A 12,378-nucleotide genomic window follows, 5' to 3' on the forward strand; every position below is an offset into this window, starting at 1 on the left:
CACCGGGCCCGCAATGCCCGCTGCCGCCTGACCGCCGCGGCGGTGCCCGGGGCCGTGGCCGCCTGCCGCCTGACGACGGCGCTCGGCGCCCCGCTCGCGGGCGTGTTGGAGGCCGTCGCCGGGGGAGTGGCAGAGTCTGGACACGCCGACGCATCCCGACGCACCGCCCTGTCCGGGCCGCGCTCTACCGCGCGCCTGCTGGCCCTGCTGCCACCGGTCGGGCTGCTGCTCGGCTCCGCGATCGGCGCCCAGCCCGGGCGGATGCTGCTCGACGGCGGCTGGGGCAGCGCCCTGGGGGTGGCTGGCGTAGCCTTATGGGCATCGGCCACTGGTTGACCGGCAGGCTGGTCGCGGCGGCGGCCGCCGCCCCGGAGGAGGTTGACGAGGCGCTCGTTTTGGACCTGGCCGGGGCCGCGCTCGCGGCCGGCGCATCGGTGCCGGGGACGCTCCAGGCACTGGGGCGGGCGCTGGACGACGAGGCTCTGGAGGTGGTCGGTCGGGCCCTGCTGCTGGGGGCCGACTGGGACGAGGCCTGGCGGGCGGGGCGCGGGGGAGCGGATGCTGCTATGGACGGCGTGCAGGAGGACATCGGGGTCGATGGTGCGACAGGGCCGCGCCGGCGTTGGTGGAACCGGGCGGAGTCGCGAGCCGGAGTTCGTCATGCCCGGCTCGAGGCTTGTCTGCGGCCGGGCTGGGAGGACGGCGCCTCGCCCGCGCCCCTGCTAGCCGGCACTGCCGCCTCCCTGCGGGCGGGACGGCAGGCCGCAGACGCGGAGGCCGCCGAGCGCTTGGCCGTCCGCCTGGTACTACCGCTGGGTACCTGCTTCCTGCCTGCCTTCATCATCCTGGGCATCGTTCCGGTGGTGATGAGTGTCGGCATGGACATGCTGGCCGGATGAGCTCTCGCGGTAAGGCGGTACGGTCACCTCTATGACCGCCGCCGTCCCCACCCCTCCGGCTGGGCTTGCTCCCACCCCTCCGGCTGGGCTTGCTCCCACCCCTCCACCCATGGCCACCCCCGCCCAGGCGGCAGCCCTGCGCGCCGACCTGGAGGCGTCCGGCTGGGGTGTGGACGCCGTCGCCGAGCTGCTCGGTCCCGCCGCCGACGCCGCCCTGCGCCGCGAGCAGCGCTATCCCGCCCTGCGGCGGGTGCGGGAGGTGCTGAGTGCTGCGCGCACCGGTGCCGATACTGGCAGCGCGGCCGACCCCGTCGCCGTGCTGACCGCGCTGTTCATGCTCGGAGAGTCGGTGCCCGCCGCCGAACTGGATGCCGCACTGCCGCGCACGGGTGCCGCCGGCGCCCAGGACATGGGCCTGGTGGTCGCGGTTGACGACCGAGTACGGGCCGCCGTCGATCTGCGGCCCCACGAGGCGCACGACGACGCTGGTGAGGTGCGCTGGTGGGTCGCCTCCGACCTGGGGGAACTGGTCTCGCAGGGACAGCTCGCCCCCGATCATGTCCTGGGCATCGGTGGAGCCGGGCTGACGCTGGCAGGCCTGACCCCGCGCACGCCCGTTGACGCCGCTCTCGATCTGGGCTGCGGCTGCGGCATCCAGACCCTGTACCTGCTGCGGCACGCGGACCACGTCTCGCCACCGACATCTCCCACGGGCGCTGGCCTTCACCGCCTTCAACACGGCCCTGGCCGATACGGATCCCGCGCGGTTGGAGCTGCTGCGTGGCTCCTTCCTGGAGCCGGTGGCGGGGCGCCGCTTCGACCTGATCGCCACCAACCCGCCCTTCGTTATCACGCCGCCGGCGGTGCGGGAGGCGGGACTGCCGCTCATGGAGTACCGCGACGCCGGCGGCCCCGTCCTGCCCACGCTCCTGCCCGCCCTCGGGGAGCACCTGACCGGCGGCGGCATGGCCGTCATGCTCGGCAACTGGGAGCACCACGCCGGGCAGGACTGGCGCGAGCGCGTAGGCGGTTGGCTGCCCGACGGGGTCGACGCATGGGTCATTCAGCGGGAGGTGCAGGACCCGGTCGAGTACGCCACCATGTGGCTGCGCGACGGCGGCACCACTCCCGAGCGGGACCGCGCCGGCTTCGAGGCCGCCCTGGGGGCCTGGATCGACGACTTCGCCGGTCGGGACGTGGAGGCGGTCGGTTTCGGCTACGTGGTGCTGTACCGTCCCGAGGACGCCGATGATGCAGCGAGAGCGCCCTGGCGGGTCCTGGAGGAGATCACTACGCAGCCGACCACGCCGCTAGGGCCGCACGTGGCCCAGGTGGTGCACTCGCGCAGCCGCCTGGCCGGCATGAGCGATGCGGAGGTGGTGTCGCTGCATCCCGTCGTCGCCCCCGACGTCACCGAGGAACGCCACCTGCGTCCCGGGGACAGCGAGCCCAGCGTGATCCTGCTGCGTCAGGGCGGCGGCTTCGCCCGCAGCGTGCGGGCGTACACGGCGCTGGCGGCGCTGGTGGAGGTGGCCGACGGCGAGTTGAGCGTGGGGCAGATCGCCACTGCTGTGGCGGCGCTTACCGACGCCGACGCCAAGGCGCTCACGGCGCGCATGGTCGCCGATGCGCGCGCCCTGCTGGCTGATGGCCTGCTGCTGTGGGAGTAGAGAGGACGCATCGCATATCGGGCTTGCCGATCGTGCGCCTGTGTCCTCATAATGGTGGGGAGTCGAGCGGCGGTAACCACCCGACTCCCCGGAGACATCCGGGATGTTGATCTCAGCGGCCCAGTAGGACGCTGAGCAGAGCCGCAAGGGCCCAGATCATCGGCGGAACAGTTTCGATCGCAGTCCGCCAGATCTGGGCCTTTTGCCTGCTCTTCATCCCCGTGGGCGCCTTGGCCTGGCAGCGTCGGCGCTTCCGGTTCTTCGACATGCCCAGAGCTCACCTCCTCTCGGTGCACACTCCCCGGCAGAGACATCTGCGTTGATCCGGGGTTGCGCCGTGGAGGCCCCGCCATCATCGCATGGATCGAACGAAGACAAGTGGCCCGTTTCCGGGGATGCCGGGTGTATGCGGCGGGGTCTGGGTAAAGACGGTTCTCGTCTGGGGCCCGGACCCTGCGTGACGCAAGTTGGTTTACATAGTTGACCAACCTGAACCAGGTGGGGATGCTCGACAGTATTAAGACCGTGAAGGTTCAGTAGGTGAAGACTCACCTGTCGGCGCTGCTGGCGGAGGCGGGGCGTGGCTTCACCATCAACAATGCCCGTGGATCGCGAACTATTGTGCGACTGATCCCGGCTGTGGGCGTGAGAGGGCGAGTGAGCGATTTCCTGCTCGACACCCATGCCCTCATGTGGGCGATCAATGAACCCAACCGGCTGGGGCCCGGAGTCGCGCAGGCGTCGCGGGTGTTGGAGAATCGCCTTCTGGTGTCCGCGGCGAGCTCCTGGGAGCCGAAGTTCTGCCGATGGGCTGGAAGCATGGCCGGCTGAGTGGTCAGTTGGAGTGGGCGCATCGTGATCCCTTCGACCGGATGCTCGCGGCTCAGGCGATCAGCGAATCGTTGATTCTGGGCGCCGTTGACCCGGCATCCTCGGGGCTCTCCGGCCTCAATGGTCTCTGGTGAGGTGACCAGGCGGCGCGTCCAACGCCGTTGAGCCGGTCGCTCAGGCGTGGGCAGCTTGCGGCTTGGGAGCAGGACGGCTGTGTCGGGGTGTGTGTGCTGGATGACTGTCTCCGCGTGTCCGGCACGGTACTCACGCACCTCCTGCATGCTGGCGGTGTTCCCTTCGGCGGTGGACTGAGCACTCCGGTTCTCTGGCGAAGGGGCGCGCCGCAGCGCCCGAACGCCAGATTGTGGCGATGTTTTCTTAGCGAGATGCGGATTATGCATATTTGGGTATTAATCGCGATCCAATCGTTGTGTCTGCGTGGCGATTGTGAGGATCGTGCTTGAAATGTTGCTGCAAAGACAGTCAAACGTGAGTCATAGGCGGAAGTAACGGGGTACTGTGTATGACCCATGCGGGAGCGATGTGCCCACGCATGCTGTCGGTCAGTTTTCATCTGCACGGAGAAGTTGTCAATGCGTCACGCCGCACGAACCCGCAGTAGACGGGCGCACAATCGCTCCAGGTTCACGGCGGTGCTCACCGTCTTGACTCTGTTCGCCAGTGCCTTCATCGGTGGTGCGGTGCTGCCGATTCAACCTACCGCGCAGGCGGCCGAGGTTGTGGTTAACCTGGGTGAGGCCACGGCAATTCAGCATGACGTTACGACCAACTCCTATACCACCGCCGCGTCGGCGTATAACTCCGCGTGTGTGCGTTACTCCCCGCAGGGGAACGGTTACACCACTTCTACGGTCAGTTCTTCGGAGAATATCTTCGCGTCCTTCGGCTACGGCCGCGCGCAGGGAATGGCCAACTGTCCAACTGCCTACAATGACGCGATTCAGAGCACCGTCGGGTTAAAACCTGCGGCGACGGACAGTGTCACTGCTGGCAGCCCCTTCCTGGTGGCCACCATGCGTCATCACAACAACCCCGTCGTCCAGCTCGGTCAGATCACCCCCACGGTCGTCAACGGCACCATGGACCTAACCCTGGGCAGTGCCATTAGCTCGTCCTTCCCCTGGACACTGACCGAGACCAGCAACACCTGCCGTTCCACCTTCGACTCCGAGGGCCACTACGTCTCCGACGGGAGCGGTCAGTACGCCTATGACGTGAATGGCAACATAGGGCTCCGTTCCACAGGGACGTGGTACTGGAATGGTCGGCAGTACGTCGGGTATTGGAATGGTCCCTACCACTACGCCTACAACCGTAGTGGCAGCCTTGTCTCCCTTCCCAACGGCGACGTCGCCGTGGCTGGCGACTCCGGTGGCGCCATCTATGACGTATTCGGCCGCTCCTGCGAGGATGACATCCTAGAGGTGGCCTCCGCGACCGAGTCGACGGCATGGACCGACACCACCACCGGCATCCAGTACAAGCTGAAGCTATGGGGCTTCGTCAACAACGGCACCAGCGGTACCTGCTCCGCAGACCTGTCAGGCAGTGACAACCTGGAAGACACCTTCATCACCAAGGAGAATGCCGAGACCTACGGCTGCCTGTACGGCTCCCTGGAACAGGTGCGCGCCGTCACCTTCGCCAAGGACGTCACTACCGACCCCTCGCTCGAGGACTCGACCACCATCCCCACCTTCGACTATGAGAACGTCTCCGCCGAAGGATCCACGGCGCTTGACGACTGGGGCAGTATCAGCTCCCTGACCCCCACCGACTGGGGCGAGGCGGGCACCGCGCACGACTCCAAGCGCTACGAGCTGCTGGCCCCGGACGATCAGGCCATTATTAAGGAGTCGAATGCCAACACCGTCACCGACTCCACCTCCGGCTGGCGGCTGACCGGGGTCACCTGTGTTACCGACGGCAACGGGCAGCCCCTGATGAACCGCAACGGCGAGGTGCTCACCGACTCCGCCGTCAACCTCTCCGAGGGGACCCTGAACCTGTCCAGCTCCGAACTGGCGGACACCAAGGAGAACACCGCCATCACCTGTACTTGGCACAACGAGTACGTCGGCCGCTCCCAGCTCACCCTGGTCAAGGAAATCGACGGCATGACCTTCCCCGCCGTCAGCGAGAAGAACTGGACGCTCACCGCCACCCCCACCCAGACCTCCGAGGAGGGCACCGCCTTCCCGTACCGGACCATCTCCGGCCTGTCCGGCGAGGAGTCCGTCACCGGCCAGTGGACCCGCTCGGGCACCTACACCCTGTCCGAGGCCACCACCGGCGACGTCGAGGGCTTCTCCCAGCAGGGAGACTGGAGCTGCGTGAACCAGAACGGCGACGCCGTCGCCGTCACCGACTCCCAGGTCACCCTCGGCGTCAACGAACAGGTCACCTGCACCGTCACCAACACCTTCAAGACCGGCTCCATCCAGATCAACAAGACCGTCTCCGACCCCGACGGCGGCCTGACCGACCAGAACAAGACCTACACGGGCACCTACGACTGCGGCAGCGCCAACGGCCGCGACTTCTCCGGCACCTGGTCCGCCACCACCTCCACGCCCGCCGTCATCTCCGACCTGCCCGTAGGCGCCAGCTGCACGATCACCGAGAACGCCCCCAGCGGCGACCTCAAGGACGACTCCTACGAGTGGACCACCCCCAGCATCGACAACCCGTCGGTCGTGGTCCCCACCGCCCCGGCCGCGGGCCAGGTGAACGTCACCAACACCATTGTTCGCAACACCGGCACCATCGACGTCAGCAAGGTTGTTGAGCCGGAAGACGAGATCGCCGCGGGCGGCTGGACCGGCGGGGCGGATCGTACTTTCCAGGTCGACTACACCTGCACCGGCGACGGCGGCTCCGGCACGCTGGACGTCTCCACCGGAACCCCGGCGACGCTCACCGTCCCCGCGGGCACCACCTGCTCCTTCACCGAGGCGGCCCCCGAGACCGCGGACGGCGACTTCAAGGACTCCTCCTACGAGTGGACCGGCGCGGGCACCTTCGACAACTCCAGCGTCACCGTCGGCAAGGACACCTCCAAGACCATCACCGTCACCAACACCTACAAGCGCGTGCTGGTGGACCTGAACCTCGCCAAGCAGGTCGATGGTGACGGCTACAACGGCGGCGAAGCCACCTTCGCCATCGACTACGACTGCGGGGCCGACTACTCCGGCACCGTCGAGGTCGTCAATGGCGCCTCCGCCACCGTGCAGGTGCCGCGCGGCGCCCTGTGCACCGTCTCCGAGCCCGCCTCCTCCCTGAACGAGGACCTGCTCGCCGACGCTTACGACTGGGGTACCCCCAGCTACGAGGGTCTCGACGCCGCCGAGGGCACCATGGTGAACGCGGCCGACGGCGGCAAGACCGTCACCGTCGTCAACCCCACCGAGGCCGCCTGGGGCAAGGTTGCCGTCACCAAGACCGTCAGCCCCGACGCCGGCCCCGTGACCGCAGGCACCACCTTCCCGGTGACCGTCACCTGTGACGCCCCCGCCCAGGGCGAGACCGAGAACTACACCGGCACCTTCGACCTGGCGGCCACCGGCTCCACGGCCACCGCCACCACGCCCTACATCGCCGCCGGCGCAAGCTGCACCGTCAGCGAGACGGCCCCCACCGGCTCCGAGGGCCTGACCGACGCCTCCTACAAGTGGAACGTCGGCCCCGAGGACCAGACCGTCACCGTCCAGGGCGACCACACCGAGCAGGTAACCGTCACCAACACCTGGCAGCGCGACCATGGCGACTTCACCATCACCAAGCAGCTGACCGACCTGGACGGCCAGGGCGCCGACAACACCTACTCCGGCACCTGGACCTGCACCCACCCCGGCGACGAGGACGCCACCGGCACCTGATCCGTGACCGGTGGTGGCACCGCCGTGCTGAGTGTGACCTCCGGGCCCGCCACCAGTAACGGCAACAGTGCCGCCGTGCTGCTCGGCTCTACCTGCACGGTCACCGAGAACGACCCCGGCGCCCCCAACGACGCCGACCCCTCCTACGTGTTCTCCACCGCCGGCACCACCTCCGGCCCGGTCGTCATCGACCCCGACACCCGCACTGGCAACGTGGATGTCACCAACGTGGTCGCCCGCACCACCGGTGGACTGACCATCACCAAGAGCGTGGAGGGCGCGCAGGCCGGCACCGGCTTCGCCGACACCGACTTCACCTTCACCTACACCTGCACCCCGCTGACCGGCGAGGCCATCACCGGCACCGCCACCGTGCGCGCGGGCCAGACCAGCGAGACCATCACCGGCATTCCCGAGGGCTCGTCCTGCACCGTCACTGAGGACACGGGCGCTCTGCCCGCGGCCATCGACCCCTACCGCTGGGACGAGGACGGCACCTCCATGACGGCAACTCCGTCGAGCGGGGCGGCGGTATCCGCAGACGGCGCGAGCATCTCCTTCACCATGCCTGGCGGCGAGGACGCGGGCGTGGCCGTGGCCGCCACCAACACCATGAGCGAGCGCTACGGCTCCATCCAGGTCACCAAGACCGTCGCCGAGGCCAACAAGGCGAACGGCTTCACCGGTGCGGGGGAGAAGCTCTTCCCCGTAACCGTCACCTGCGGAGACGCCCAGGCCTACTCCGGAACCCTCGCCGACGGTGAGACCGTCACCGTCGAGGGCATCCCGCTCGGCCGCACCTGCACGGTCACCGAGGGCACCATCAGCGGCGGCCTTGCCGACGGCTCCTACGCCTGGGGTGAGCCCACCATCACCGACCCGGTTACGGTCACCAGCGAGGACGCCTCCTCCGGCACCGTCACCGTCACCAACACCATTGAGCGGGTGCGCGCCGACGTGAACCTCACCAAGGTGCTGTCCGGCGAGCTGGCCAGCCAGTTCGGCGCCGACAACTCCTACTCCGGTTCCTTCACCTGCACCCACGACGGCGACGCGACGTGACCGGCACCTGGAGCGTGGACGGTGCCGGGAATGCCGCCATCACCTATGACGGCGGCCAGGCCCCTTACGTCGACTCCACCTGTACGCCCACCGAGGACCTGGACGCCTCCGGCGCCCCGGACACCGACCCGTCCTTCTCCTGGGGCGAGCCCACATACGACCCCACCACCGTGACCGCGGACGGCACTGCATCCATGACGGTCACTAACACCGTGAACCGGGACATGGGCTCCCTGACCGCTGCGAAGACGGTTATCGGTGAGACGAACGGCCTGAAGGACGGCCAGACCTTCACCCTGAACGCCACCTGCACCGCCCCCGGTGTGGATGGTGAGCTCACCGCCACCGCCATCGTCGCGGACGGCGATTCCGGTGTCGCCTTCGACCGGGAGATCCCGGCCGGCTGGACCTGCGCCATTAGCGAGACCAGCCCCACCCAGGACCAGCTCAAGGACTCCTCCTACGCCTGGGAGATGGCCACTGTATTCCCCGACGAGGTCACCATCGCCAAGGACGAGACTGTGGAGGTGTCCGCCACCAACACGATCCGCCGCGTCACCTCCGGCCTGAGCCTGAACAAGGCCTACGGGGACGGGCTGTCCGACGGCGTCGTCGTCGACGAGTCCTTCTCCGGCGACATCGCCTGCCACTACGACGACGACCAGGGCACCACCCAGGATTGGAACCTGACCTGGACGGCCGACGGCGCCGGCGCGGTCACCATCGACGGCCTGCCGGAGGACGGCCTGCCCCTGGGCACCGTGTGCACCGCCACCGAGAACGCCCCCACCCAGGACCAGCTGAAGGACATCTCCTACCGCTGGGCCGATCCGGAAGTCTCCGACCCGGTCACTATCGGCGCTGACTCCGCCGCCAACACGCTCACCGTCACCAACGACGCTGAGCGCGCCGCCCAGCCGATCACCGTCACCAAGGCCTACGCCGGCGTCGACGGCGCCCTGACCGACGGCGCCACCGTGCGCGGCGGCTGGTCCTGCACCCAGGCGGACGGCAGCGAGGTCGGTGGGCGCTGGGAGCTGCCCGCCTCCGGCGGCTCCGTCACCATCACCGAGGGCGCCGCCGGCGCCACCCTGTACGCCGGCTCCGACTGCACCCTCACCGAGGACACACCTATCGACACCTCCGGGCTGAGCGACGCTTCCTACGCGTGGAACAACCCCGTCTACGCCGTCGCTGCCGACGGGCAGACCTTCACCGAAGGCAACACGCTGACGGGCATCGCCCAGGACTCCGACCCGGTGCTGCGGGTAACCAACTCCACCCAGCGCATCTACGGCGCCCTGGCGATCAACAAGCTCGTTGACGGGCTCGATGGCGTCATCGCCGCCACCTCCAACACCTACGCCGGCACCTGGTCCTGCACCGCGCAGGACGGCACTCGCAACGAGGGCACTTGGCGGGTCACTGGCGCCGGCGCCGCCACCCTGACCGGCGACTACACGCAGATCCTGGTCGGCTCGACCTGCACGGTCACCGAGACCGGCCGGCCCACCGCCCCCGCCGGTTCCGACCCGTCCTACCAGTGGACGGACCCCGAGCTGGACGGCGACTACGGCACCGTGCCCAGGCGCAGACCATCGCCCGAGACGCCACTTCCACCGCCGAGGTCACCAACGCCGCTTCCGAGCGCACCCTGGCCACCGGCTTCACCGTGAACAAGGCCATCTCCGGCGCCACCGACGGTGCCACCGGGGAGAGCTACACGGTCGACTACACGTGCACCGCCGGCCAGGACACCTTCACCGGCACCCTCACCCTGCCCGCCGACGGCACCGCCGTCGCCGTGGAGGGCGTGCCCGTGGGTGCCACCTGCACCCTGACCGAGACGGCACCGGGAGACGACTCCCTCGCCGCACCCGCCGACGGCTCCTTCACCTGGACCGACCCCATGACCTATGAGGTCCAGGGCGCCGACGCCGACACCTCCACCCCCGGAGCGGTCACCTTCACCCTGCCCGCGCAGGCCGACGCCGCCGTGACCGCCACGGTCACCAACGACGTCGCCCCCCACGCCGGCGTGAACAAGACCTTCACCGGCACCAGCAAGCACCTGGACGCCGACGGCAACTGGACCGGCGAGACCTGGGACGTCACCTACGAGGTGAGAGTCACCAACCCCTCACAGGTGCAGGAACTCACCTACGAGCTGGTCGACACCCCGACCGTCCCCGAGGGCACCACGCTGAACTCCATCACCGTCACCGGCGGCGCCCTGGAGGAGGCGCTCACCCAGGAGACCGGGCCCGTCACCGTGGTCACCGATGCGACCCTGCCGGCGGGCACCACCCACACCTACACCGTGGTGCTGAACGTAACCGCTCCCGACACCGGGCTCCCCGGCGTCGGCGAGGGCGAGTGCAGTGCGCAGGCCGCCACCGACGGCACGGCCATCCACAACACCGCCTCCGTCACCTCCGGCGAGGTCACCGACACCGCCGAGGACTGCGGCGACGTCCCGATCAACCCGAAGTTCTCCGTCCGCAAGGACGGCGTCGACGTGGTTCGCAACGGGGACGCCTACACCGCCACCTACACCGTGACCGTGGAGAACACCTCCCGCGCCGACAGCCGCATCATCGCCGACGTCACCGACACCCCGGCCCTGCCGGAGACCGCCAAGATCACCGGCGTCGCCGTCCTGGAGAACGGTGGGGCGGCAGCCGACGCCGAGATCCCGGGCATTACCGACGGCGTGCTGGACGGCCCCATCACCCTGGCCCAGGCCGACTCCGGTCCCGTGCTGGCCGGCGGCACCGCCGGCGAGGACGGCGCCATCACCGGCGGTGGCACCCGCGTGATCACGGTGCAGATCGCCTTCACCGTCGACTCCGCCGCCGCGGACTTCGAGGACACCGACTACCAGTGCGGTCACGAGCGCGCCGACGGCGCCCCCTCCGGCCTGGTCAACACCACCGCCATGACGGGTGACACCGACGGCGATGAGAACAACACCGCCTGCCTGGACCTCACGCCCCGGCTGACCGTGTCCAAGTCCGTGGCCACCACCGGCGTCGGCACCACCTCCAGCTTCGAGGTGTCCTACACCATCACGGTGACCAACGAGGGCGAGCTGGCCCAGTCCACGGGCCTGCTGCGCGACAAGCCGGACTTCGCGCCCGGCCTGGACATCGATCAGGTGACCATTACCGCCCCCGGCGGGGAGCCGGTCGTCGCCGAGGCCGACGCCGAGGCTACTACACCCTCACCGACGGCGACGTGGTCGCCCCCGGCCAGACGCTCCAGTACACGCTCACCTTCGCGGTGACCGTCGACCCGAGCAACGCCGACTACTCCGAGGAGCTGCTGGAGTGCTCCGTGGAGGCGGACGGCACCCGCACCCCCGGCCACGGCCTGTTCAACGAGGTCTACCCGCTTGATGGGCGCGACGCCTCCGGACGCAGCGACAACACCGCCTGCGAGCCGGTCACCCCAGACGCCGGCAAGCGCATCATCACGCTGCGCAAGACCGGCACCCAGGTACAGGCGGACGGCACCACCAACCTGCCCGGCGCCGAATTCGCGATCTACGACGTCGACCCGACCACGGACGGCGCCACCCCGATTGAGAACGGCGTGAGCGTGGACCCGGTGGACGGCTCCCTGTTCACCTCCGCGGGCCTGCCCATCAACCACGACTACTGGGTGGTGGAGACCAAGGCGCCCGCTGGACACAGCCTGCTGCCGCGGCCCATCCAGTTCCACCTGGGTGTGGACGCCGACGGCAACACCACCATCACGCTCGCCGAAACGAACCTGACGTCGGACACCATTGCGGTGATCCCCGCCGTCACCGATGCCGACGGCAACGTCATCACCGCCATCGGCATCAACATCCACGACGTCGAAACCGGCACGCTGCCCCTGTCGGGCGGTCGCGGCATCGGCGTGTACGTGGCCTGGGCCGGACTGCTGCTCACGGCGGCACTGGTCCTGACCATCACCCAGACTTCCCGCCGCCGGGCCCGCAGGGCCTGAGTGACCGGGGAAACCAGG

The 12,378-nt window shown here is 68.9% G+C and carries 7 protein-coding genes and 2 pseudogenes; all 9 read left to right on the top strand.

Features of this window, described 5'->3' with window-relative positions; genetic code table 11:
* A pseudogene (locus tag BW737_RS17795) lies at positions 1 to 336 on the top strand (hypothetical protein); the annotation flags it as partial.
* Positions 315 to 899 (top strand): type II secretion protein F, encoded by a 585-nt coding sequence (locus tag BW737_RS05225; RefSeq protein WP_257210500.1) that lies wholly within the window; start codon positions 315 to 317, stop codon positions 897 to 899. The pseudogene BW737_RS17795 and the gene BW737_RS05225, both read left to right, overlap by 22 nt.
* A 109-nt stretch (positions 900 to 1,008) precedes the next feature.
* Positions 1,009 to 2,569: pseudogene (locus BW737_RS19840) on the top strand (DUF7059 domain-containing protein).
* 540 nt (positions 2,570 to 3,109) lie between these two features.
* A complete protein-coding gene (locus BW737_RS17805) occupies positions 3,110 to 3,400 on the top strand; it encodes a PIN domain-containing protein (protein WP_257210502.1) in 291 nt (96 codons plus the stop codon).
* A 653-nt stretch (positions 3,401 to 4,053) separates the two neighbouring features.
* Positions 4,054 to 7,302, top strand: a complete 3,249-nt coding sequence (locus BW737_RS19135; protein ID WP_099330338.1) for a DUF5979 domain-containing protein — start codon at positions 4,054 to 4,056, stop codon at positions 7,300 to 7,302.
* A gap of 24 nt (positions 7,303 to 7,326) precedes the next feature.
* On the top strand, positions 7,327 to 8,364 hold the full coding sequence (locus BW737_RS05250) for a DUF5979 domain-containing protein (RefSeq protein ID WP_180272070.1): 1,038 nt from the start codon (positions 7,327 to 7,329) through the stop codon (positions 8,362 to 8,364).
* Entirely contained in the window at positions 8,361 to 10,040 is a 1,680-nt protein-coding gene (locus tag BW737_RS17825; protein WP_099330339.1) for a DUF5979 domain-containing protein, read from the top strand. The genes BW737_RS05250 and BW737_RS17825 overlap by 4 nt, the downstream gene beginning before the upstream one ends.
* Positions 10,037 to 11,650: a DUF5979 domain-containing protein gene (locus BW737_RS05265; RefSeq protein WP_257210509.1), complete on the top strand. Its 1,614-nt coding sequence runs from the start codon at positions 10,037 to 10,039 to the stop codon at positions 11,648 to 11,650. The genes BW737_RS17825 and BW737_RS05265 overlap by 4 nt, the downstream gene beginning before the upstream one ends.
* Complete coding sequence (locus tag BW737_RS05270) at positions 11,602 to 12,360, top strand: prealbumin-like fold domain-containing protein (protein ID WP_086615610.1); 759 nt, start codon at positions 11,602 to 11,604, stop codon at positions 12,358 to 12,360. The genes BW737_RS05265 and BW737_RS05270 overlap by 49 nt, the downstream gene beginning before the upstream one ends.
* Positions 12,361 to 12,378: the final 18 nt, after the last annotated feature.

Origin of the sequence: Actinomyces ruminis (genome assembly GCF_002154335.2) — a bacterium.
Classification (GTDB): domain Bacteria; phylum Actinomycetota; class Actinomycetes; order Actinomycetales; family Actinomycetaceae; genus Actinomyces; species Actinomyces ruminis.

What these genes read in the sequence shown, in the direction of transcription:
- BW737_RS05225 (WP_257210500.1), top strand. Translation starts at nt 315, where the DNA reads ATGGGCATCGGCCACTGGTTGACCGGCAGGCTGGTCGCGGCGGCGGCC.